Annotated in this window: 29 protein-coding genes and 1 pseudogene; 25 read left to right on the top strand and 5 right to left on the bottom strand. The window is 64.9% G+C overall.

What is annotated here, in order from left to right; genetic code table 11:
• From HDR50_RS04740 to HDR50_RS04655, 18 genes are all read left to right on the top strand, one after another.
• Positions 1–588: a phage protein Gp27 family protein gene (locus HDR50_RS04740; RefSeq protein WP_291356402.1), complete on the top strand. Its 588-nt coding sequence runs from the start codon at positions 1–3 to the stop codon at positions 586–588.
• Positions 575–2,005 carry a phage terminase large subunit gene (terL, locus tag HDR50_RS04735; RefSeq protein ID WP_291356400.1) on the top strand — a complete coding sequence of 477 codons (1,431 nt, stop codon included), beginning with the start codon at positions 575–577 and terminating at the stop codon, positions 2,003–2,005. The genes HDR50_RS04740 and terL overlap by 14 nt, the downstream gene beginning before the upstream one ends.
• Positions 1,998–3,404: a DUF1073 domain-containing protein gene (locus HDR50_RS04730; RefSeq protein WP_291356398.1), complete on the top strand. Its 1,407-nt coding sequence runs from the start codon at positions 1,998–2,000 to the stop codon at positions 3,402–3,404. The genes terL and HDR50_RS04730 overlap by 8 nt, the downstream gene beginning before the upstream one ends.
• Positions 3,401–4,666: a phage minor head protein gene (locus tag HDR50_RS04725; RefSeq protein ID WP_291356396.1), complete on the top strand. Its 1,266-nt coding sequence runs from the start codon at positions 3,401–3,403 to the stop codon at positions 4,664–4,666. Before HDR50_RS04730 ends, HDR50_RS04725 begins: the two co-directional genes overlap by 4 nt.
• Positions 4,656–4,886, top strand: coding sequence for a hypothetical protein (locus HDR50_RS04720; protein WP_291356394.1), 231 nt, complete (start codon positions 4,656–4,658; stop codon positions 4,884–4,886). Before HDR50_RS04725 ends, HDR50_RS04720 begins: the two co-directional genes overlap by 11 nt.
• Positions 4,887–5,042: 156 nt before the next feature.
• Positions 5,043–6,305, top strand: coding sequence for a DUF2213 domain-containing protein (locus HDR50_RS04715; RefSeq protein WP_291356393.1), 1,263 nt, complete (start codon positions 5,043–5,045; stop codon positions 6,303–6,305).
• Positions 6,298–6,750 (top strand): hypothetical protein, encoded by a 453-nt coding sequence (locus tag HDR50_RS04710; RefSeq protein WP_291356392.1) that lies wholly within the window; start codon positions 6,298–6,300, stop codon positions 6,748–6,750. The genes HDR50_RS04715 and HDR50_RS04710 overlap by 8 nt, the downstream gene beginning before the upstream one ends.
• An 11-nt stretch (positions 6,751–6,761) precedes the next feature.
• The gene (locus tag HDR50_RS04705; protein WP_291356391.1) at positions 6,762–7,697 is read left to right on the top strand and encodes a DUF2184 domain-containing protein; all 936 of its coding nucleotides are present in this window, start codon (positions 6,762–6,764) and stop codon (positions 7,695–7,697) included.
• A gap of 2 nt (positions 7,698–7,699) precedes the next feature.
• Complete coding sequence (locus tag HDR50_RS04700; protein WP_291356390.1) at positions 7,700–8,101, top strand: DUF4054 domain-containing protein; 402 nt, start codon at positions 7,700–7,702, stop codon at positions 8,099–8,101.
• Positions 8,098–8,748 carry a hypothetical protein gene (locus HDR50_RS04695; protein ID WP_291356389.1) on the top strand — a complete coding sequence of 217 codons (651 nt, stop codon included), beginning with the start codon at positions 8,098–8,100 and terminating at the stop codon, positions 8,746–8,748. Before HDR50_RS04700 ends, HDR50_RS04695 begins: the two co-directional genes overlap by 4 nt.
• The gene (locus HDR50_RS04690; protein ID WP_291356388.1) at positions 8,738–9,103 is read left to right on the top strand and encodes a hypothetical protein; all 366 of its coding nucleotides are present in this window, start codon (positions 8,738–8,740) and stop codon (positions 9,101–9,103) included. The genes HDR50_RS04695 and HDR50_RS04690 overlap by 11 nt, the downstream gene beginning before the upstream one ends.
• Positions 9,096–9,668, top strand: coding sequence for a hypothetical protein (locus HDR50_RS04685; RefSeq protein WP_291356387.1), 573 nt, complete (start codon positions 9,096–9,098; stop codon positions 9,666–9,668). Before HDR50_RS04690 ends, HDR50_RS04685 begins: the two co-directional genes overlap by 8 nt.
• Before the next feature lie 10 nt (positions 9,669–9,678).
• Entirely contained in the window at positions 9,679–11,157 is a 1,479-nt protein-coding gene (locus tag HDR50_RS04680) for a DUF3383 domain-containing protein (RefSeq protein ID WP_291356386.1), read from the top strand.
• A gap of 11 nt (positions 11,158–11,168) precedes the next feature.
• The gene (locus HDR50_RS04675) at positions 11,169–11,630 is read left to right on the top strand and encodes a phage protein (protein ID WP_291356385.1); all 462 of its coding nucleotides are present in this window, start codon (positions 11,169–11,171) and stop codon (positions 11,628–11,630) included.
• Between the two features lie 15 nt (positions 11,631–11,645).
• Complete coding sequence (locus HDR50_RS04670; protein WP_291356384.1) at positions 11,646–12,056, top strand: phage tail assembly chaperone; 411 nt, start codon at positions 11,646–11,648, stop codon at positions 12,054–12,056.
• A 17-nt stretch (positions 12,057–12,073) separates the two neighbouring features.
• Positions 12,074–12,250: a hypothetical protein gene (locus tag HDR50_RS04665; protein ID WP_291356383.1), complete on the top strand. Its 177-nt coding sequence runs from the start codon at positions 12,074–12,076 to the stop codon at positions 12,248–12,250.
• A complete protein-coding gene (locus HDR50_RS04660) occupies positions 12,250–13,911 on the top strand; it encodes a hypothetical protein (protein WP_291356382.1) in 1,662 nt (553 codons plus the stop codon). The genes HDR50_RS04665 and HDR50_RS04660 overlap by 1 nt, the downstream gene beginning before the upstream one ends.
• Positions 13,908–14,453, top strand: a complete 546-nt coding sequence (locus HDR50_RS04655; RefSeq protein WP_291356381.1) for a phage baseplate protein — start codon at positions 13,908–13,910, stop codon at positions 14,451–14,453. The genes HDR50_RS04660 and HDR50_RS04655 overlap by 4 nt, the downstream gene beginning before the upstream one ends.
• Before the next feature lie 27 nt (positions 14,454–14,480).
• Here HDR50_RS04655 and HDR50_RS04650 read toward each other — a convergent pair whose 3' ends face one another.
• The 4 genes from HDR50_RS04650 to HDR50_RS04635 form a co-directional block, all read right to left on the bottom strand.
• A complete protein-coding gene (locus tag HDR50_RS04650; RefSeq protein ID WP_291356380.1) occupies positions 14,481–14,696 on the bottom strand; it encodes a hypothetical protein in 216 nt (71 codons plus the stop codon).
• The gene (locus HDR50_RS04645; RefSeq protein ID WP_291356379.1) at positions 14,696–15,349 is read right to left on the bottom strand and encodes a Rha family transcriptional regulator; all 654 of its coding nucleotides are present in this window, start codon (positions 15,347–15,349) and stop codon (positions 14,696–14,698) included. Before HDR50_RS04645 ends, HDR50_RS04650 begins: the two co-directional genes overlap by 1 nt.
• A gap of 76 nt (positions 15,350–15,425) precedes the next feature.
• The gene (locus HDR50_RS04640; RefSeq protein WP_291356378.1) at positions 15,426–15,575 is read right to left on the bottom strand and encodes a hypothetical protein; all 150 of its coding nucleotides are present in this window, start codon (positions 15,573–15,575) and stop codon (positions 15,426–15,428) included.
• A 112-nt stretch (positions 15,576–15,687) separates the two neighbouring features.
• The gene (locus tag HDR50_RS04635) at positions 15,688–16,746 is read right to left on the bottom strand and encodes a type I restriction enzyme HsdR N-terminal domain-containing protein (protein ID WP_291356377.1); all 1,059 of its coding nucleotides are present in this window, start codon (positions 16,744–16,746) and stop codon (positions 15,688–15,690) included.
• Between the two features lie 105 nt (positions 16,747–16,851).
• Here HDR50_RS04635 and HDR50_RS04630 point away from each other — a divergent pair, with 105 nt between their 5' ends.
• The gene (locus HDR50_RS04630; RefSeq protein WP_291356376.1) at positions 16,852–17,181 is read left to right on the top strand and encodes a hypothetical protein; all 330 of its coding nucleotides are present in this window, start codon (positions 16,852–16,854) and stop codon (positions 17,179–17,181) included.
• Positions 17,174–18,199 (top strand): hypothetical protein, encoded by a 1,026-nt coding sequence (locus HDR50_RS04625; RefSeq protein ID WP_291356375.1) that lies wholly within the window; start codon positions 17,174–17,176, stop codon positions 18,197–18,199. The genes HDR50_RS04630 and HDR50_RS04625 overlap by 8 nt, the downstream gene beginning before the upstream one ends.
• Here HDR50_RS04625 and HDR50_RS04620 read toward each other — a convergent pair.
• The gene (locus HDR50_RS04620) at positions 18,183–18,488 is read right to left on the bottom strand and encodes a hypothetical protein (protein ID WP_291356374.1); all 306 of its coding nucleotides are present in this window, start codon (positions 18,486–18,488) and stop codon (positions 18,183–18,185) included. The two genes, HDR50_RS04625 and HDR50_RS04620, sit on opposite strands and share 17 nt — an antisense overlap.
• Before the next feature lie 17 nt (positions 18,489–18,505).
• Between HDR50_RS04620 and HDR50_RS04615 the strand changes: the two genes are divergently transcribed.
• The 5 genes and pseudogenes from HDR50_RS04615 to HDR50_RS04595 form a co-directional block, all read left to right on the top strand.
• Positions 18,506–19,282, top strand: coding sequence for a Gp138 family membrane-puncturing spike protein (locus HDR50_RS04615; RefSeq protein ID WP_291356372.1), 777 nt, complete (start codon positions 18,506–18,508; stop codon positions 19,280–19,282).
• The gene (locus tag HDR50_RS04610; RefSeq protein ID WP_291356370.1) at positions 19,282–19,635 is read left to right on the top strand and encodes a hypothetical protein; all 354 of its coding nucleotides are present in this window, start codon (positions 19,282–19,284) and stop codon (positions 19,633–19,635) included. The genes HDR50_RS04615 and HDR50_RS04610 overlap by 1 nt, the downstream gene beginning before the upstream one ends.
• Before the next feature lie 9 nt (positions 19,636–19,644).
• Positions 19,645–20,832, top strand: a complete 1,188-nt coding sequence (locus tag HDR50_RS04605) for a baseplate J/gp47 family protein (protein ID WP_291356368.1) — start codon at positions 19,645–19,647, stop codon at positions 20,830–20,832.
• An 8-nt stretch (positions 20,833–20,840) separates the two neighbouring features.
• The gene (locus HDR50_RS04600; RefSeq protein WP_291356366.1) at positions 20,841–21,515 is read left to right on the top strand and encodes a DUF2612 domain-containing protein; all 675 of its coding nucleotides are present in this window, start codon (positions 20,841–20,843) and stop codon (positions 21,513–21,515) included.
• A gap of 73 nt (positions 21,516–21,588) precedes the next feature.
• Positions 21,589–22,280 (top strand): annotated as a pseudogene (locus HDR50_RS04595) (hypothetical protein); the annotation flags it as partial.

Here is a 22,280-nt window from a genome sequence, read left to right as displayed (position 1 = left end):
ATGGGCCGCAAAAGCACGGTGACGCGCCTGCCGCTTTCCTTGCGCAGCCAGATCGACAAGGCCCTGGCCCAGGGCCGCATGACACTGGACGAGCTCCACGCCTTTGTGGCCGCAAAATGTGCGGCCGAGGGCGAGGCCGCGCCCAGCCGGACGGCCCTGTGGCGCTATTCGAGCAATTTTGAGGCGGCGGCCAAGGTCATGCGCGAAAACCGGGACATGGCCCGGGCGCTGGCGCAGGAGCTTGGCGCGGAAAGCGTGGAGAGCGAGCAGGGGCGCCTTTTGGTGGAGATGCTGCGCGGCATCTGCTACCGCGCTATACAGGATCGCATGGGCAACCCGGACGCCAAGGTGGACGCCGCGGAAATCGACCGCCTGGCGCGCAGTTTCAAGAACCTTTCCCAGGCCATGACCCTTGAGGCGGACTTTGCCAAGCGTATCCGCGAGGAGGCCCGGCGCGAGGCAAGCGAGCAGATCCGCGCGCGCGTGCGCGAGCTTGGCAGCGCGGCCTCCATAAAAGAACTCTCGGACGAAGACCTGGCGCGCAAGCTGGCCGAATTGACCGTGGAAGTGCCCCATGCCGGCGCATAAACGCGCGCAGGCCATCGAGTGTTTACAGCGCGAGCAGGAGCGGCGCGCCCTCAAGGCCGAGCAGGCCCGGCGGCATATGGCGGCCTTTGTCTCCTACATAATGCCGGACTACATCCATAGCGACTTTTCCCGCACCGTCTGCGGCGCGCTGGATGACTTCCTGGAGGCCGTGCTGGCCGGGCGCCGCCCGGTCAAGCTGTTTCAGGCGCCCCCGCAGCATGGCAAGAGCCAGCTTGTCTCCCGCATGTTTCCCCCCTTTGCCTTCGGGCAGAACCCTGACCTCCGCATTGCGGCGTGCAGTTATGGCGCTGACCTCGCCCGGGACATGAACCGGGACGTGCAACGCATCATGATGAGCGAGGAATACGCCACCCTCTTCCCCCATGCGTCCCTGAACCCCAAGCGCGTGGTGACATTGGAGGGCCTGGCGCTCCGCAATTCTGACCGCTTCGATATTGTGGGGCGCCGCGGGTACTACATTTGCGCGGGCGTGGGCGGCGCCTTGACCGGCAAGAGCGTCGATATAGGCATCATCGACGACCCCATCAAAAATGAGGAGGAGGCCCGCTCGGCCACGGTCAAGCGCACCATTGAGGGCTGGTACAACACGGTCTTTCTGACCCGCCTTTCCCGGCGCTCCGGGCAAATCATCATGGCTACAAGCTGGGCCGTGGACGACCTTATAGGCACGGTGAGCAAAAGAAACAGCCGCGCCGAGCACCTGAAGTTCCCGGCGCTGGACGCCGAAGGCCGCGCCCTGGTGCCGGAGCTGCACCCGGTGGAGAAGCTGCTGGAAACACGGGCCACGCTCTCGCCTACGCAATGGTCTGCCCTGTACCAGCAGAGCCCGGTGGCGGACGGCGGCAACATCTTTGACGAGGCATGGTTCAGGACATGGCGGCGCGGAGACTTGCCGGAGCGCTTTGACGAGGTGATCCAGTCCTGGGACATGACCTTTAAGGACACGGACGGCTCGGACTTTGTGGTGGGCCAGTTGTGGGCCCGCGCGGGCGTTGCCTACTACCTGCTCGAGCAGCACCGGGCGCGCATGGGCTTTACGGCCAGCAAGGCCGCGGTGCTGGCCATGTGTGTGCGGCACCCGGAGACATCGGCCGTGCTTATTGAGGACAAGGCCAACGGGCCGGCCGTGCTGGACGCCCTGCGCGACGACGTGCCCGGGCTTGTGCCCATTGAGCCGGACGGCAGCAAGATTGCCCGGGCCTATGCCGTGACGGCGCTGTTTGCCGGGGGCAATGTGTACCTTCCGGCGGCCGCGCCCTGGCTGGATGAATACAAGGAAGAACTCGTGGCCTTCCCCGCGGGGGCCCACGACGACCAGGTGGACGCCACCAGCCAGGCCTTGCGCTATCTCAAGAGCCACGGCTTGAGCGTATGGGAGAAACTTGCCGATGATTAGACCCAAGGCAAAACAGGCGCGGCGCAGCCTGCGCATGCGGGACGGCTTCCAGAATTTCGTGGCGCGGCTGGGCTTGGGCGAGGACAACATGCTCGCCCAAAGCGGCTACCAGGCCGGGGGCTATCTCACGCGCGACCGCCTGCAACTTGAGGACATGTACCGCACAAGCTGGCTCGTGGGCCGCATGGTCAACGTGGTGGCCGAGGACATGGTGCGCGGCGGCGTTGACATCCAAGCGCAATGGGACGTGGGCAAAACCGACGAGCTCTGGCAGGCTTATCGCCGCCTGGGCTGCCCGGGGCGACTCTCGGATGCTATCAAGTGGGCGCGGCTCTACGGCGGCGCGCTGGCCGTGCTGCTCATTGACGGGGACGACCTGGCGCGGCCCCTGGATATTTCGGCAGTTGCCCGGGGCAGCTTCCGCGGCCTGCATGTGCTCGACCGCTGGCAACTGACGCCCAGCACCGAACTTATCGACGACCTGGGCCCGCTTTTGGGCTATCCCGAGTATTATACGGTCAACACCGGCGAGGGCTTTGACCGCCAGAAAATCCACCACAGCCGCGTTTTGCGCTTCATCGGCGTTGAGCTGCCCTGGCAGCAGCGCCGCACCGAGCAGCACTGGGGCGCCAGCGTGGTGGAGCAGGCCTACGACAGGCTTATTGCCTATGACAGCGCCACGCAGGGCAGCGCAAACTTGCTGTACAAGTCTTTCCTGCGCGTCATAGGCGTGGAGGGGCTGCGCGCCATCCTGGCCACGGGCGGCCGCGCCGAGACCGCGCTGGTCAAGCAATTTGAGATGATCCGGCAGATGCAGAGCAACGAAGGTATTACCCTGCTGGACAAAAACGACACCTTTTTTACGACCGGCTATACCTTTGCGGGCATGTACGACGCCTTGCAGGCCTTTGCCGAGCAGATCGCGGGGGCGACGGGCATCCCCCTGGTGCGTCTTTTGGGGCAGAGCCCCAAGGGCTTCAGCAGCGGCGAGTCGGATCTGCGCACCTACTACGACACCATATCCACCTTGCAGGATGACGACCTTAGGCCCGCCCTGGACGTGGTGTTTGCCGTGCTCTCGCGCCACCTGTGGGGCGAGGATTTGCCCGAGGGCTTTACGTTTGCGTTTGAGAGCCTGATGCAGCCGTCGGAAATGGACAAGGCGCAAATTGCCACGGCGGACGCGCAGACCGTGGCGGCACTTACGCAAGGGGGCATCATCAAGGAGCCCCAGGCCCTTGCCGCCCTGCGCGACTCCTCGCGCCTCACGGGGCGCTTTGCGGGCATTACGGACGCGGACATCGAGGCCGCCAAAAAGGCCGAGGCCGCCCCGGCATTGCCCGAGCTCGGGGCAGGTCTCGCCGGCCTGGCAACACCCGCGGCCCCTGACCAGCAATGAGCACACCCTGGCGCGCCCCGGCATGGCCCGGCCTGGTGTGGTCATGGGCAGACGCGGCCAAGGCCAAGGCGGGCGTGTTTACGCCCTCGCGCGGGGCCGAGCGCGCCTACGCGCGCGCCCTTAGAAGCCTGGCGGACAAGATCGCGGGCGTGCTGGCCACATATCCCCCCCGGGACGCTGAGGCAACCTTGCGCGACTATGCCGAGACCATCGGCCCCTGGGCGCAGCAGACGGCCGCCAACATGGTGCTTGGCATAGAGCGCGACAACGCGGACAAGTTTGCGCGTCTGGCGCACCGCATGGGCTACGACATGCGGACATTTTTGGGCGGCGATGCCGTGGGGCAGGTTGTGGCCGCGCGCATTGCCGAAAATACGCGCCTCATCAAGTCCCTGGTGCTGGACTCGGCACTACGCGCGGGCGAACTGGCCCACGAAAGCCTCATTACAGGCATGCGCGCCGAGGACATGGCCGAGGAGATCTATGGCCTCAACGGCGTCACCAAGGCCCGCGCCAAGGTCATAGCCGTGACCGAGGTAAGCAAGGCCGCCACGGCCCTCACCCAAGCGCGCTCCGAGCAGTTCGGGAGCGAGGGCTACATTTGGCGCAGTGTGCGCGACGGCGCCACGCGTCCGAGCCACCGGGCCATGGAGGGCAAGTTTGTCAAGTGGAGCGAGCCGCCCACGCTTGACGGCATGACCGGGCATGCCGGCGAGTTCCCCAACTGCCGCTGTTACCCGGAGCCGGTCATACCCAGGAGCGACGGCAAGGGCGTATACCGCGCAATGCTCCCCACGCAGGAGGAGGAGCGGGAGAGCGGGCAAAAGCGTCTCCTGACGCAATGGGAAAAGTCCGTGGGCTCGGAAGTCATCCCGCATGTGCCGGACGCGCCCCTGCTCAACGTGGACAAGGCCATATTCGTGCCGGAGAAGCTGACCACATATTCAATGGATTTTAATCACCCACGGGGGAAGGATAAGGCGATTCTTTGGCAGGCGACCATCGGAGCCACGGCAAAGGACGCCCCAATGATAGAAAAACAGGTCATGGCCTACCTCGAGCACCTGGAGGCCGTGCCTCACGGCACGCCAGACAAGAAAGGAATCCGGTTTAATGTGCGAGTGCCCGTAACGGGGCCCAATGGCAAGACTGTTGACGTCATTACGGCGTGGTTCTATAAGAGGGCCGATGATGGAAAGAGTATTTCAACCCATCCGCGCCTCATAAATATTTTGCCGGACAAAAAAAGCCATGCCATATAACGACCTTGACAGCGTTGTGCTGCTGCACTCCCTGAAGGGCCGTGACCTTTACGGCGATACACAGGTATCGGCGAAGGCCGGCCAGCTCGCGACCGTCATCAATGTCTTCCCGGACAACACATATGAGGTGGAATTTGATGATGATAAGGCCGAATCCGGCTATGGCGTCCTCTACGCCCGGGAAGCCGATCTCGCCCCCTATGTCAAAAACGCCGTCTAAGACATTTTTAAGTGCCAACATGGGCCGACCTACAGGACGGCCCCGTTTGACGCAGCAGGCGGCAAGATAAACACCCTGTAAACACGTCTTACAATTCCGGCCCCCCCGAACTTTTTCGGGGGGGCTTTTTTTGCGCCCCAAGTCCATGCTGCCCCCATGCGTATCCGCACCGTTGTGAATCTCTCCGAGCACCTGGACAAGACGCCCGAGGGCTACCTGCTGTGCCGCGAGGCCGCCCTGGGGCGGACTGGCGTCATGCGCTACCTGCCCGAAGAGGTGAGCGAGGACATAACCGAAGGCTTTGCCGGCAAGGAAGTGCTGGTCTACCGGGACGACAGCGAGGTCTTTAGCCCGGAGGCGCTGGCCAGTTTTGAGGGCAAGCCGCTCACGCTGGATCACCCCGACGAGGACGTGGCCCCGGAAAACTGGGCCGAGCTTGCCCGCGGCATTGTGACCAATGTGCGCCGGGGCAGCGGGCCCGCGAGCGACCTTGTGCTGGCGGACATCCTGGTGACGGACGCGGAAGCCATTGCCGCCATTGAGGGCGGCCTGCGCGAATTGTCTTGCGGCTATGACGCGGAAGTGGAGCGCATCCGCCCCGGTGTGGGGCGGCAGACGCATATACGGGGCAACCACGTTGCCCTGGTCGATCACGGCAGGGCCGGTGGGCGCTGCAAAATCAAGGATGAGGAAGCTATGGCCAAAAAGCCCAAGGGTACGCCCTGGCAGCGGCTGCGCCGCTGGCTGGATGCGGCGGAAGCCGAGGAAGCCGCCAAGGCCGCGGACGAGGAAAACCCGGCCCCCGCGGACGAGGACACGCCCGGCAAGGACGAGGAGCAGGCCCCGGCGACCACCGACGACGACGTGGCCGCCAGCCTGGAAGAGATCAAGCTCATGCTGCGCACGCTCTGCGAGGCGCTCATGCCCAAAAAAGCGGGCGACGACGATCCCCGGGACGAGGAGCCCGGCAGCCCGCAGGATGAAGACCCTTGCGACGATGACGACCCGGCGAACCCCCAGGACGAAGAGCCGTCCGCGCCCGCCCGTGACCGCCGGCCCAAGCGCCTGGCGGACGCGGATATGGTGCGCCGCGCCAAGGGTATGGGCCTTGCGGGCGCGCGCGCCGGCGACAGTGCGGACGCCGTGCAGCGCGGGGCGCTGGCGCTCGCCATGCGCGACGCGGATAGCGCCCGCCTCGTGCGGGACATTCTGGGCGACAAGCCGCTCTCCCGCGCGAGCGCGCCCGAGCTTGCCGCGGCCTTTGGCGCCGTGGCCGCTGTCACGGCCGCCGGCAACAACCGGCGCACCGCGGACAGCCTGACGCGCCCCGTCGCCAATGGCGGCCCGAAGGTGTGGACCCCGGCTGACATCAACAAGGCCAACGCCGCTTTCTACGGCAAGGGAGGCAATAATGGGTAACGCTTACCTGACCAGGATGCCCTCGGGCTTTGCCGGGGACGTGACTCGCAAGGCCGAGGCCACGGTGGAATCCGGCCTTATGGGCGCGGACGTGGCTTTCGGCGCGCCCGTCAAGCTGGACGGCGCGGGCAAACTTTCTCCGCTTTCGGCGGCGGCCGACGCCGTCTACGGCTTCGTGGTGCGCCCCTATCCCACACAGGACGCGCAGGCCACGGCCGGGAGCATCCAGGACTGCATGCGGCGCGGCTACATGGCCGTCCGGCTTGCGCGCGGCACGGCCGCCAAGGGCGCGGCCGTCCACGTGCGCGTTGCCGCCGCCGAGGGCAAGGCCGTGGGCGACATCGAGGCCACGGCGGTCAAGGACGAGACCGTGGAGGTGCCCGGCTGCATCTTTATGGGGGCCGCGGACGACGGCGGCATCGTCGAGATCGCCTTCAACATCTAGGAGCGAGACGCATGTTTACGATGGACGCAAAACATATCCGCGACGCCGGGGCTTTCCTCAAGGGGGAACTCGAGCGTCTGGACCCGGAACTCCACGGCCCCCTGGCGGCCGTGACCTGGGGGCGCGACATTGACCTGCGCGAGGACGTGACCCTGGCCGACGAGGTGTCCAGCTACACCAACACCAGCTTTGCGGCTATGGGCGGCATCTACGCGGGTGGCATCAACTGGGCGGGCAAGGACGCCACGGCCATTCCCGGCGTGGCCGTCAACATCGAAAAGTCCAGCAAGCCCCTGCGCCTGTGGGCCAATGAAATTGGCTACACGGTCAAGGAACTGGCGGCCGCCCAGCAGCTGAGCCGCCCCATTGACCGCGAAAAGCTGGACGCCCTGCACCTCAAACACCAGATGGACATCGATCAGATGGTCTATGTGGGCGACGAGGCCGTGGGGGCCACGGGGCTGTGCAACAACCCCGACGTAAGCGCGACAACGCTGGCCAAGCTGTGGAGCGCGTCCACGCCGGACGAGATCCTGAAGAGCATCAACCAGGTTCTGGAAACCGCCTGGGAGGCCAGCGGCTACTCCATCCTGCCGGATCGCCTGCTGGTCCCGCCCAAGGCCATGAGCAGCCTCACCAAGCCCATGACGGCAGCGGGCAGCATCAGCATCCTGCAATATGTGCGCGAGCAGTGCCTTTGTAACACCGTCAACGGCAGGCTGCTGGAGGTGGCCCCGGTCAAACACCTGGCGGGCATCGGCACGGCCAAGAAAGACCGCATGGTGGCTTACACCAAGTCGCGCCAGTATGTGCGTTTCCCGCTGGTGCCGCTCCAGCACACGCCCGTGGAGTTCCGGGGCTTGTACCAGATGACCACCTACTACGCCGCTCTGGGCGAGGTGGAGTTCGTCTATCCCGAGACCGTGGCCTACGCGGACGGGGTATAGCCATGAACGTGGCGGCCTTCCGCGAGGCGTTCCCGCAGTTTTCGCCGGACCTTGTGCCGGACGGCCGCGTGGCGTTCCACCTGCGGGTGGCGGGCAAGCTCTTGCCCGCCGCTCGTTGGGGGGAACTCCTCGAGGAGGGCATGGGGCTTTATGCCGCGCACCAGATAACGCTTGAGCTTGAAGCGGCCAAGGACGCCTCGGGCACGGGCGGCATCAACGCGGCCGCCGGCCCCGTGACCAGCGAGACAAAGACCGTGGGCGGCCTCTCGCACTCCACCACGCGCACGGGCGCGTCCGCCCAGGGCAATGCCCTTTCTGGGGCTGGCCAATACAATTTGACGAGCTACGGCCAGCAGTTTTGGGCGCTGGTGCAGATAGTGGGGGCCGGGGGCATGGTGGCATGAAGCCCACGCTTTCCGTGAGGCAGACGGCGAACCAGACAGCCGCCATCCGCCGGGCCGTGGCCAATTTGACCGGGCAGGACGTGTTCATCGGCGTCCCGGCTGATGACGACGAGCGCGGCGACATCAAGAAAAAGGATCACGGCGCCCATGCGCGGGCAAGCCACGGCATTAACAACGCCGAATTGTCCTATATTCACGAGTTCGGGGCCCCGGCCGCGGGTATTCCGGCGCGCCCGCACCTCATACCGGGCATTGAAAAAATACTCCCTATGGCGGCGCAGGAGCTCCGGGAAGCGGCCGCGCAGGCGTTCAAGGGCAATGAGCAGGCCGTGGAAGCGGCGCTCAACCATATTGGCCAGCGCGGGGAAAGCTCGGTGCGCGCCATGTTCCAGGATAACGACTGGCAGCCGCTCAAGGCCGAAACGCTGGACTACAAGCCCCTGCTGAAAAACGACGAAGGCAAGGTGCTCACGTATGAGAAGGGCAAGCGCAAGGGCGAGGTCAAGCGCGGCAAGTCCCGCCTCGAGCGCGGCAGGCTGAACCCGCTCATCGACACGGCCCAGCTTATGAAAAGCCACACCTATGTCATCCGCAAACGCGGCGGGGGAAGTGGCCTTATCACGCCGGGGGGCGGCAATGGCGCTTGATGTCTCCTACCTGCTTTCCGACCCGGATTTTTGCGCGGCCTTTGATGTGGAACGTCAGACAGAGACCGTGGACGACATGGGCCGGGCGCAACTGGCCTGTGAAGTGCTGCCCTGGCGGGGTGTCGTCCAGCCCGCCACGCCGCGCGAGTTGGAGCGCTTGCCCGAAGGCGACCGCGACCGCGAGACCATCACGGTTTACAGCCGCGAGCCCCTGCGCGGGGGCCAGCGCCCCGAAGGCACAGCGGCGGACGTGATCTTGTGGCAGGGGCAGCGCTACGAGGTGGCCAGCGTGGAGCCGTGGCCCGGCTATGTGCGCGCCCTGGCCACGCTGTTGCCCGAGGCCGCAAGTGAGTGACGCGAGCAGTCTTTCGGCCGGGTGGCTCAAGCCCGCGCCCGGGCCTGACGAGCCGACCCTGGAGGACGTGCTGCACGGCATGGTCTGCGGCCTTACGGGCCTGCCCGGCCCCATGGTGCGCCCGCGCTGGCAGCCCAAGCCGCCCGCGGCCCCGGGCCCGGACGTGGACTGGTGCGCGCTTGGCATTGTGGGCGAGGACGCGCCGGGCGGCGCGGCCTGGCATGAGGGCGGCGCAACCCGGCTTGCTGTCCATGAGAGCCTGGCCGTGCTGTGCAGTTTTTACGGGCCCCACGCCCGGGCGCTGGCAAGGGCACTGCGCGACGGCCTGTGGATCGAGCAAAACCGGGCCATGCTGCGCGAGCCGGCCAACCTCGCCCTGGTGCGCGTGGGCGCCATAACGCCCGCGCCGGAGCTTGTTGACGGGCGCTGGCAGCGCCGCCAGGACGTGAGCATCACGTTTACGCGCGGGCCGTGGATGGGCAAGACACCGCCCCGCGAAGGGACTACAGACATCAAGGATCTCAAGACCGCCCGGGCCTGCGGCCTGTGCGGCAGAAGCCGATAGGAGGCACGCTATGGCCACGAAAGCCCTTTCCGTTGACCGCGTTGTCAACGTCACCGTCAACCTGCAACCGCTGGCCGCCAGCCGCCGCAATTTCGGCGTCTTGCTCATTGCCGGGCCGTCCTCTGTGATCAGTCCCGCGGAGCGTATCCGCACCTACACGGGCATTGACGGCGTGGCGGCGGACTTCGGCGTCACGGCCCCGGAATATCTGGCCGCGGAGCTCTTTTTCAGTCAGTCCCCGCGCCCGGCCATCCTGCAAATCGGCCGCTGGGTAAAGACGGCCAGCCCGGCGCAGCTTGCGGGCGGCATCCTCACGGCCGAAGAGATGGCCATGAGTCGCTGGAGCGTCATTACCGACGGCTCCCTTGTGATCAGCGTGGGCGGCGTGGAGACGGCCCTGGAAGACCTGGACTTTTCCGCGGCCACGAACCTCAACGCCGTGGCCGCCGTCATTGACGCCAAAGCCGCGGGCGCCGGGGCCAACTGCACCTTTGACGGCGAGCGCTTCGCGCTGACCAGCAAGGCCACGGGCGCGGAAGCCACTCTCAACTATTGTGAGGACGCCGAAAACGGCACGCCGCTCGCCGCCATGCTCAAGATGACGCGGGCCACGGGCCTTGCGCCCCAGGACGGCCACGACGCCGAAAGCCTGAAAGCGTGCGCGGTGGAGCTGGCGGATCGCGGCGACTGGTACGGCTTTGCCGTGGCGGACGCGGACGTGCCCGTGGATGACCACCTGGCCGTGGCGCAGTACCTCCAGGCGGCGCCCAAGAGCCGCATTTATGCGGCCACCGTTACCGATACGCGCGTCCTGGACAGTGCTTACGCGGACGACCTGGCGAGCCGCGCCAAGGCGCTGAAACTCTCGCGCTGCTTTGTCTGCTACAGCGCCAACCCCTACGCGGCCATAAGCGCCATCGGCCGGGCCTTTACGGTCAATTTTTCGGCCAACCGCTCCACCATTACGCTCAAATTCAAGCAGCTCCCGAGCGTGGAAGCCGAGGGCCTGACCGAAAGCCAGGCCAATACCCTGGCGGCCAAGCGTTGCAACGTCTTTGCGGCCTACAATAACGACACGGCCATTTTGCAGGAAGGCGTCATGAGCGGCGACGCCTGGTTTGACGAGATCCACGGCACCGACTGGCTGCAAAACGCCGTGCAGACGGAGTTGTGGAACCTGCTCTACCAGAGCAAGACCAAGATCCCGCAAACCAATTCCGGCGTCAACCAGTTGATCGCCTGCATTGAGAACGTCATGGAGCAGGCCGTCAACAACGCCCTGGTGGCGCCGGGCACTTGGAACGGCGACGGCTTCGGGCAAATTGAGCGCGGCGAGTACCTGCCCAAGGGCTATTACGTCTATTCCGAGCCCATCGAGTTGCAGGCGCAGAGCGAGCGCGAGCAGCGCAAGGCCCCGCCCATCCAGTGCGCCATCAAGCTGGCCGGGGCCATCCATTCCGTGGACGTGGCCATCAACGTCAACCGCTAAAAGGGGGCATCATGGGCTTTGCATATTCTTTCCTGGACGTTCAGGCCGCCATTTCCGGGCCCGGGGGCAATTTCCCGCTCTCGGGCGACCGTGTGGGCATTGCCCAGGAGGGCATCGCCATAACGCCCACGGGCGACAAAAACGTCATGACCATCGGCGCGGACGGCGCGGCCATGCACTCCCTGATCGCGGACTGCTCGGGCACTATCACCGTGACCCTGCTGCGCACCAGCCCGGTCAACCGCCTCCTGCAAAACCTCTACAACACGCAGAGCAAGTCGAGCTCTTCCTGGGGGCGCAACACCGTAACCATCCGGGACATTGCCCGCGGCGACACCGTGACGTGTCAGGAGGTGGCCTTTTCCAAGGCGCCGGACAAGGTCTTTGCCCAGGAGGGGGGCACCTATCAGTGGACATTCCACGCCGGCAAGATCGAGAGCCAGATCGGCAGCGGCACCCCGGAAATCTTCTAAACCAAGAGACAAGCCATGAAGGAAGTGATCATCCAGGGCACAACCTACCGCACGGGCAAGCTCAACGCCTTTGCGCAGATGTATATCGTCAAGCGCGCCGCGCCCGTGCTGGGCAAGCTCCAGGGCCTTTTGCAGCAGGCGGACATGGAGCGGCCCGAGACCCTTGTGGAGCCGCTGGGCTGCGCCATCGGCGCGCTCCCGGACGAGAGCCTGGAATACATCTGCAACGCCTGCCTGGACGTGTGCGAGTGCCGCATTGCGGGGGGCGGCTGGGCCCGCGTGCGCCAGAACGGCGCGACCATGTACGACCTCGACCTCTTGACCCTGATTTCGCTCACCGCCCACACCCTCCAGGACAATCTTGCGGGGTTTTTTCTCGCGCTCCCCTCGCTCGCGCCGGCTGGGGGGGAGACGGCGACGGCGTAAGTGTTGAGTGGGTGGCCATGCCCGGCGGCGAGGACTGGCTCTTGCGGCCCGCCGTGCGCGGCATGTGCCGCTATGAGAGCCTGAAAAACGGAGAGCTTGACCTCAAGGACGTGGCGCTCATGAACGACGCCCTGGACGTGGCGGCCGAAAATGAGCGCCGCTACCTGGACGCCATAAGACACAAGGACGCATGATGGCGGCGACCATTGCCGAATTTTTGGCCAGCATCGGCTTTAAAGTCGACGAAAAGGGCATGAAGGCGGCGCTGGCCAAGGTGGCCGGCTTTGGCGCCGCCTGCTCTGTGGCCGCGGGCGCGGCCATTGCCGGCATCATGCGCGTGGCGCAAAGCGAGGTGGAACTGGCCAAAAAGGCCGAGGGCCTGGGCGTCCCTATCCAAAAGCTGGAGGAGCTTGGCTACGTGGCCGAGCAGACAGGCGCCAGCGCCGACGCGGTGGCTACGTCCCTGGGCAGCCTCAAGAGCAAGTACCCGCACATCAAGGACGCGAGCGTACTGTTGGAGCGCGCGGGCCGGGCCATGCGCGGCATGAGCGACCAGGCCGCGCGGCTCTACGCCAGGCGCATGGGCATTGACCCGGCCCTTGTGCCCATGCTTACGCGGGACGTGGGCGAGCTCAAAAGCGAGTTCGCGGCCATGTACGCCGTTGCCGGGCGGGACGCGCAAAAGGCCGCGGAGGACAGCAAGGCCTTTATGGCCGAGCTGAGGAAGCTGCGCTCCATGTGCGATCTTTTGGCCAAGGCCGTGGGCGGGGCCTTTTTGGGCAAGATCAGGGGGGACGTGGAGAGCCTGCGCCGCGTCGTCATGGAAAATTTCGGCAAGATCAAGCGCCTGTTTGAGACCGTCATAAGCCTGGTCTTGCGCGTGGCCGGGGTTGTGGGCGCCCTGGTGCGCCGTGTCGTCACTTGGGCGGCGTCCCTGGTCTCCTGGTATGACAAGCTCGATGACGGCCAAAAGCGCCTTGTCCAGGGCCTCGCGCTCTTCCTGACGGCCTGGAAGCTCCTCAACGCGGGCTTCCTTGCCACGCCGCTTGGCGCCATCGTGGCCGGGCTTGCGGCCATTGTGGCCCTCATTGACGACTATTGCACCTACATGGAGGGGGGCGAGAGCTATTTTGACTGGGGGCTCTGGGAAGAGACCATCGAGGCCGTACGCAAGGCCATAGGCGACGCCATTTCCGCCGTGCTCAAGTTTTGCGCCGAAAATGAACGCCTGTTTACGGCCATAGCTACGGGCCTTGGCGTTGCCCTGGCGCTCAAGGGGGCGCTGCTGGCGGTCAAGGGTGTCCTGGGCGGCGTTACCGCCGCATTCAAGGTGTTGTGGGGCATCCTCAAGGCCAATCCCCTTGGCATCATCATAACTCTGGCGGCCCTGGTCATTGAGTATTGGGAGCCCATAAAAGAGTTTTTCGGGCACCTCTGGGACGGCTTTGCCGATGCCTTCCCGGACGTGGCCGCCTGGGCCGAGGGCGCGGCCAAGGCCATAATGGACTTTTTTGCGCCGGCTATCGACTGGATCAAGGGCAAAATCAGGAGCATGGCGTCCATCCTGCCCGAGTTCATTCAAAAAAAGCTGGGCCTTTCCGGGGACGCTGCCGCGCCGGAAAAGCAGGCCGCGCCCGCCGCGCCGCCTGTTATCCCGCAAGGGGCAGCCCTCAAGCCCTCGCCCCTCCAGGCCCACGGCGCGACCAACAAAAACACGAGCGTCAAGGTGGACAGCAAGGCCGAAATTACGGTCAACGGCGCGCAAAACCCGGAACAGGTGGCGGGCAAGGTGGCCGCGGCGCAGCATAACGTGGCCGCGGACATTGCGCGCAACACGCAGGGGGCGGTGCGGTGAGCGAGAGCGGGACAGTGATAACGGGGCGCAACCTGGGCGGCCTGCAATTTGCCGTGGTGGTGGAGGAGGCCCACGAGGACAAGGTGACCATTACCGAGCACCCCGTGGAGCAGGGCGCGAAAATCAATGACCACGCCTACGTCGAGCCCGCCAGCCTGACCCTGCGCGCGGGCCATTCGGACACGGCCGGCCCCGGGGCCAGCCGGGAAATCTACGAGAAGCTGCTTGAGCTCATGCGCAAGCGCGAGCCCGTGGAGATTGTCACCGGCAAGCGCCTCTACACCAACATGCTGGTGGAGGCCGTAAACACCACAACGGACAACACCAGCGAACACGCCCTTTTTGTCACGGCGCAATGCCGCGAGGTGATCATCGTCCAGACACAGACGACCAGCGTGCCGCCGCGAAAGCGGCACAAAAACGCCGGGCGCACCGGGGGCAGCGCGGACAAGGGCCAAAAGCAGGCCAAGGCCGCGCCCCAGCAAAGCGCCATGCAGGCCGGCTTGCAAGGGAAGGGCTATCGGCGCGATATGAACAAGTAAGAAGGGGGCTTTCGCCCCCCTTCTCGCTCATTGCGTCTTTTCCACTTCAGCCAAGGTCTCCGCGCAGGTTTGCAAGAGGATGGAGAGCCCCTCATAGTCGTCCGCATTGAGATCCGGCCCGCGCTTTTGCGCCGCCATGTCCTCCAGCGCCCATGTGGCCGTGCCCAAAAAGCCCAGGGCCTTGGCTACCGCCCGCACCCGGTCAAAGGGCTGCGCCGTGGGGAAGTCATAGATGCCCGCCATTACGCCGCCTCCCCTTTGTCCTTCCGGGCCGCTTCCACGCCCATGCCCAGTCTGCGCCCGGCGGCGAGCAGCCTGTCCACCCTGTTGTGCGAAATGCCCAGCAGCACGCCAATGTCCCGAAGGCTCATGCCCTTGCGGCGGTAGCCCATGGCCCGTTCCAGAAGGCGCAGCCGGTCTTTTTTGGCGGCCAGGCGCTCGCCCTCGCGCATGCCCTCAAGGTAGGTGGCCTTGAGCCGCGCTTCCTGCGCCACGGGCAGGGCCTGTTGCCGGGGCGCGGCCATGCCCAGCGCCGCCTCCATGGCGTTGAAGGCCTCGATGTAGCGCAGCTTCCACATGATGGCCGCCTTCCCCGTCATGCCCATGATGAGCAGGGAAAGGGCGTCGCGGGTGAGGAGGAAGGCGCGGACTTGGCGAGTCGCCCCGTTGTCGATTTTTACCTCAACGGACTTGGGCTCAAAATTGAGCGCAAGAAATGATTTCGGTAGGATAGAGCGCAGGCGGTCAATATCGCGCAGGATATTGGTATGCCGTTTCTGGAAGTGGCGGGCCACGTCAGTGGAAAGGACGGCGGGGGCAGGCCCCAGGGCGTGAAAGGTTATACCGCTGTTTTCTTTGACAATGGGCGCGAGTTGAGATACTGTGTTATCAGCCATTTCACTACCTCCGATGTAGTGGTACGGTTAGGCGCGCTTTAAGAGTACCAGTCTTGAGGCGCGCCGATTTAGGTTTTTAATCCCGTTTTTGTTTTTCGGCCAGCCGATTAATTGCCTCCAAAAAGATTTGTTTGAGAGTTTTCCCCTCAAGTGCGGCAACAACCTTAGCCTTTTTGTGTTCCTCCTTGGCTACCCGTATGGTTATGGTGGTCTGCTCGTCTGCCACGTTGACCTCCTGCGGGCTTAGATAAGCATATACTTACAATTTGAGTCAAGCAAAATTTTCAAATTGCGTTTCGCGCACGAAAAAGCCCCGCGTGCGCGGGGCTTTTTCATGTCTACTGGGCGTCGTAGCGCCGGGCCGTATCCCGGATGGCCTCCGCATATTGCAGGATGTCATCCAGCCCGGTGATGTCCACCATGGTTTTTTCCTTGTTCTCGCCAAAAAGCTCAATGCGCATGCGCTCGGGGTTGTTGAAATACATGCGCATGAGCGGCTTCAGGCGGCTGTCGTCCAGAAGCACGTTGCAATAGCTCTGCGCGTCGCGGATAAAGACGCGGGCAGGATCGACCACGCCCATGAGCAGGGACTTGACCAGGAAGAACCCCTGCCACTCATCTTCCGTTGTGACCACCTTCTCCTCGACCGGGGCGGGCGCGGGCGCCTCGGCCTTCTTGGGCGCGGCGGCGATGGCGGACTTGAGCCGGGCGTCCACCCGCTCCTCCACAAACTCGCTGAAAGCGCGCTTCACAAAGGCCGCGAACTGCTCGCGCACATTCTTTGTGGCCCGGCCCGCATAGAGCTCGCGCACGAAGAAGTCCACAAAGCCCTCGCTGGGCTCCTCCATCTGGGCCAGCAGCAGGTTCTTTATCTGGCGGTTGTACTTGAGCTCCTTGGCCGTGCCGAGGGCGGTTTCAAGGTCAAAGGCATCCTTGCGGAGCTTGGCGAGCTCGGGAATAAGCGTGGCGTCGATGTTCTCGAGGTCAATTTCCATGAAGGGGCGGCTGTCCATCTTCTTGTACTCCTCCAGGTCGGAGAAGAAGAGGTAGCGCAGCCCGTCAGTCAAAACGCCGATGCGCGCGTCCACAGTGGTGAAGTAGCGGTGAAGCTGCTCGCAGTTGTCGCTGTTGAGCATGCAGCCGCACGTTTTGCACTCAATGAGGATGATGGGCTTGCCCTCACTGTTGAGGATGGCGTAATCGACCTTTTCCCCCTTCCTGTCAGCCACGTCCGCCACAAACTCCGGCACGACCTCCAGAGGGTTGAAAACATCATAGCCCAGAAGGCGGATGAACGGCAGCACGCAGGCTGTCTTGGTGGCCTCTTCGGTATTGAGGCTCGGCTTCATTTTCTGCGCGCGGTTGGCGAGGCTTGTCAGCCCTTCATTGAATTCCATTGATCCCTCCTTGTCCCATGGCCTGCGGGGTTTGCACTGGCACGGCCTTCCCCCCGAACTTTTTCGGGGGGATACCACATATAAGCCTTCTGGTACAGTGCCCGCATGGCACTGTACGAGATACCCCTGACACCCGAGCCGCAAAGTTTCGGCATAAGCCTGGCCGGGCGGGAGTTGCGCCTGGCCGTGCGCTGGGCGGAGAGCACCTGCCCGGACGCCCCCGGGGGCTGGCTGCTGGACATTTTTGACGCGCCGGACGACCTCGCCCCGCTTGTCCTGGGCATCCCGCTGGTGGCCGGCTGTGATCTTTTGCGGCCTTATGCCTACCTGGGCCTTGGCGGGGGACTCTCTCTTTCGGGCGACATGCCGCCCGACCTGGACAACTTGGGCGAGGACGTGCTGCTGCTGTTTGAAACGGAGGTGGACAATGCCTGATTTCACCGCCAGGGAGGGCGGGGCGCCGCGCAGCGGAGCAAGCCCTGACCGCGCTCAGGGCGCAGCGAGCGCGAATCCCGCGCAGGACGCGCGGGTGAGCGGTTCCGAAAACGAAGGCCGGCAATGGCTTAGGGCCTGCTCGCTCATTGTGGGCCCGGACAGCGGCGAGGGGCTGGAGCTCTCCGCCCTGCGCATAACCTTTGCCACAAAAAAGGGCGACACAGAGACGCCCAACAGCGCCGAGATCAACGTCTATAATCTCTCGGACGACACGGCCGCGAAGATTCGCCGCGAGTTTACCCAGGTCAACCTCGCCGCCGGCTATGAGGGCAACCTGGGCACAATATTCCGTGGCAATATCCGCCAGGTGCGCCTGTGGCGCGAGAACGGCGTGGACACGGTGCTGGCCATTTTGGCCGCGGACGGCGACCGCGCCTACAACTTTGCCACGGTCAACACCACATTGGCCGCGGGCTCGCGCCCGGCCGACCGCGTGCGCGTGTGCCAGGGAAGCATGGGGGCCAAGGGCGCAAAGCCCGGCTATACGCCCGACCTTGGGGGCCAGCCCCTTCCGCGCGGCAAGGTCATGTACGGCATGGCGCGGGAGTACATGCGCGACGAGGCGCGCGATACCGATACCGACTGGAGCATCCAGGACGGCAAGGTGCAGATGGTGCCGCGCAAGGGCTATTTGCCCGGCGAGGCCGTTGTGCTGACGCATGAGACCGGCCTTGTGGGCAGCCCCGAGCAGACGCAGGACGGCATCACCGTGCGCTGCCTGCTCAACCCGCGCCTTGCCGTGGGCGGCCGCATCAAGCTCGACAACGCGCAGGTCAAGGCCATGCAGTCGCCCTTGAAGCAGGCGGCCGGCCAGCAGGCCCCGCGCATGGACGCGGACGGCTTTTATCGCATCCTCAAGGTGGAGTTCAGGGGCGATACGCGCGGCAATGACTGGTACGCCGACCTGGTGTGCATTGGCATTGACGACACCGCAAAATTACCTATGGATGCGCTTTGAACATCTCATATTCAAGTTTCATTTTTTCGGTGCGCAGTCTTACAATTTTAGGGATTATATCATTATTTAATTTACACTTTGAATAAATATAACATAATATTGCAATAAAACCAATCATAAAAATACAAGTAAAGTAGAGGCCAAGATGTTTTATATCACTGCTAAGATATGCTGGCATCAATCCAAGCATTGCAAAAAGTGCCCCACTTAACACACTAATCGGGGCGCTGGAATAGAGAGCAAGATCCTTCTCTGCTTCAATAAGCTGACGTTCAATAACATCTAGCATGGGAGAACCCTCCGCCTATGGAAAGATCAGAACGACTCAATGACCCGGTGGAGGCCCAGCGCCTCGCCCAGGAAGGCCAGCAGGCGCAGCTCTGGACGGCGCTGCCCGGCATTGTCCAGGCCTTTGACCCCGTGGCCATGACCGTGAGCGTGCAGCCCGCGGTCATGGGCAGCGTAAAGGGGGAAGGCGGCCATGTCCAGAACCAGGCCATGCCCCTGCTGGTGGACGTGCCCGTGGTCTTTCCCTGCGGGGGCGGTTTTTCGCTGACCTATCCCATCAAGCCCGGCGACGAGGCCCTGGTGGTCTTTGCCAGCCGCTGCATAGACGGCTGGTGGCAGGGGGGTAAGACCGTGCCCCCGCCGGACAGTCGTATGCACGACCTTTCGGACGGGCTGGCCATTGTGGGCCCCCGCTCTCAAGCGGGGCGCCTGAACCCGCCCGTAGACCCCGAAAACGTGCAACTGCGCATGGACGACGGCAAGGCAAGCCTGACCATCAAGCCGGACAAGACCGTGGACATGCGCAACGAACAGGGCAGCCTGGTCATTTCCCCGGCCGGGGAAATAACGCTTGAGGCAAGTGCCAGCCTGACTATCAAGGCGCCGCAAGTGACCATCGAGGGCAACCTGATCGCCACGGGCACAGGCGGGGGCGCGGGCGTTGTGAGCATGCGCGGGGCCGTGACCCTCACGGGCACGCTGGACGCCACGGGCGACATGACCGCCGGGGGCAAGAGCGTGGCGCACCACACACACCCGGGGGACTCCGGCGGCACAACCGGGGAGCCGGCCTGATGCGTTACCGCAAGCTGGACACTGCCGGGGACTTCCGGCTGGGCCACGGCGAGGCCGACTATTTTGTGGATGACGCCCTGGGCGTGGCGCAGGCGGTCAAGACGCGCCTTGCGCTGCTCGCCGGCGAGTGGTTCCTGGATCTCACCGAGGGCACGCCCTACGCCACGCACGTCTGGGGCAAGCACACGCGGGAGACCTATGACCCCATTTTGCGCCGCCGCATTTTGCAGACGCAGGGCGTGCGGGCGCTCGTGAGTTATGAAAGTTCCTGGGACTCCGAGACGCGCAAGCTCACCGTGAGCGCAGAGATCGACACTGTTTACGGGCCGGCCACCGTGGCCGCGACGTTGTGAGGAGGCACCATGGCGGACAGCGCCTTTATTGACCGGGACGGCTTCCGTCTGCCGGAGTACCCTGCCACGCTTGAGGCCATGCGGCAGAGTTTGCGGGACATATTCGGGGCGGATCTCTACCTTGAGCCGGACAGCCAGGAGGGCCAGCTTGCCGCCATCATAGCCCTGGCGCAACAGGATACTTACGCCCTCGCCGCGGCTGTTTACAACGCCTTTTCGCCACAGACGGCCCAGGGGGCCGGGCTTTCGCGCATGGTCATCATCAACGGCATAAGGCGCCACGCCGCGGGCGTGAGCACAGCGCCCGTGCGCCTCGTGGGCGCGGCCGGAACTATCATTCGGGGCGGCCAACTGGAGGACGACGGCGGGCGCAAGTGGGATCTGCCCGCCGAGGTTGTCATCCCCGCCGCGGGCGAAATTACCGTCACGGCCACGGCGCAGGAGCCGGGGGACATCCACGCCGGCGCCGGCGAGATCAAGATCATCGCCACTCCCTGCCGGGGCTGGCAAAGCGCCGTCAACACCATGGCCGCCACGCCCGGCCGCGCTGTGGAGACGGACGCGGCCCTGCGCGAGCGGCAGGCGGTCTCCACGGCATTGCCGAGCCTCACGGTATTTGAGGGCACCCTGGGCGCCGTGGCGGCCGTGGCCGGCGTGACGCGCTGGCGAGGCTACGAAAACGACACCAACGTGGCGGACGACAACGGGCTGCCGCCGCATAGTATCTGCCTTGTGGTGGAGGGGGGGAACGCCCAGGCCATTGCGGACGCCATCGCCATCAAAAAGACGCCCGGCTGCTACACCTACGGCGACGTGGAGGTCTTGACGCGGGACGAAATGGGAGTGCCGAACCATATCCGCTTTTTCTACGCCGCGCCCGTGCGCGTGCGCCTGCGCGTGGCCATCAAGCCCCTGGCGGGCTTTTTGTCCAGCACCGCGCAGGCCATCCGCGAAAATCTTGCGGCCTACGTCAACGCGCTGCCCATTGGCGAGGACGTGCTGGTCAGCCGCCTCTTGTGCCCCATAAATGAGGCGGACGTGCCCGGGCGCAGGTCTTTTGACGTTCTGGCCGTGGAGATCTGCACGGGCGACGCCCCGGACGGCGAGGCCGCGTGGCAGCAGGCCAACCTGCCCATTGCGTTCAACGCCGCCGCCAAGTGCGCCGTGGAGGACGTGCTGCTGCCGGGGGGCGACTAATGCCCGGCGTGGCGGACTACGTTGCCCTGGTCACGAGCGAGCACCGCCGCCCGCACTTTCTGGCGCTGGTGGCCGCGAGCGTCAAGCCCTTTGCGGACGCCCAGGCGGCGCTTGCGGCGCTGCCCCCGGCCTTTGACGTGGACACGGCCGTGGGCGTGCAGCTTGACGCCGTGGGCCTGTGGGTGGGCGTCACCCGCTACCTGTACACGCCCCTGGAAGGCGTCTATTTTAGCTGGGACGTGGAGGGCGTGGGCTGGGAAGAGGGCGTGTGGAAAGGCCGCTACGACCCGGCCTCGGGCCTTTCCGTGCTCGATGACGACAACTTCCGGCGCCTGGTCAAGGCGCGTATCGCCGCGAACCACTGGGACGGCAGCGTGCCCCAGGCCTACGCCGTCTGGCGCATGGTCTTTGCGGACACGGGGAGCATCCTGGTCATCCAGGACAACCAGGACATGAGCATGAGCGTGGGCATAGCGGGCATAAGGCTCGATGCCGTCTTCCGCGCGCTGCTCACGGGCAACTATATCCCGCTGAAGCCCGAGGGCGTGCGCATCAACTGGTACGCGGTGACGCCGGACGGCGGCAAGCTGTTCGCGTGGGATTGCGAGTCGGACGGCCTTGCCGGCTGGCCGGACGAGGCCGGCGATGCCGGCCGCTGGCCCGAGTACATGGTTCCCGCATAGGCAGCCCCCCGAACAATATCGGGGGGCAACGGCAAGCCAGGGCGCCGTACAGTGCCCCCCGAGGAGACCAGACATGGCACAGCCGCAAAGCATAACCGACCTCAAGGACACGGGCGTCACCGTTGCGCCCGAGGACACCATAAACGAGATTTTGCCCTTCTGCGCGCAGGGCCAGGAGGGCCGCGATCTGCTCTCCCAAGCCGAATACGCCGTGGACATGCAGCGCAATGTTGGCCACCAGCCCGGGATCGCCCGCGCCAAGCTCGCCAACAAGCAGGCCCGGCAGGCCTCGCACGTGGTCGCAGGCCTGGCGCAATTTTTGGCGCGCCGCTACGCGCCCGGCGTGCTGGACGACGGCGACCTGGACAAAGTGGAGGCCGCGCTGGTGGCGGCACTAGACGCGGTTATTAAATCGCCCACGCACCTGGCCACGCTCCTCAAGGCCGGCCTCATGCAGCCCGACGGCAAAACCGTCACGGTGGACGAAGCTGGCCGGCTTTCCGCTCTGGGCGGCAACTTGCTCCTCAACGGTGAGCTCTGGCTCACCGAGTCCGGCACCTTCACCGCGCGGGTGACTGGCTGGCACGAGGTGCTGTGCATCGACGGCGGCCACGGGGCCTATGCGACTTACTATAGCGTAATTGGCGGCGACAGCGGAGGCTTACGTTGGGGCTTCGCATGGCTCGTGGCCGGGGAGGAGTACCCGGTCACTGTGGGCGCCGGCGGCAATCCCATCACGAGTCCCGGGTCTGGCGTCAACACCGC

The organism is Desulfovibrio sp. (assembly GCF_014803725.1).
Classification (GTDB): Bacteria; Desulfobacterota; Desulfovibrionia; order Desulfovibrionales; family Desulfovibrionaceae; genus Desulfovibrio.
The sequence above is the reverse complement of the archived record's forward strand: the minus strand, read 5'-3'. Positions and strand labels throughout refer to the sequence as shown.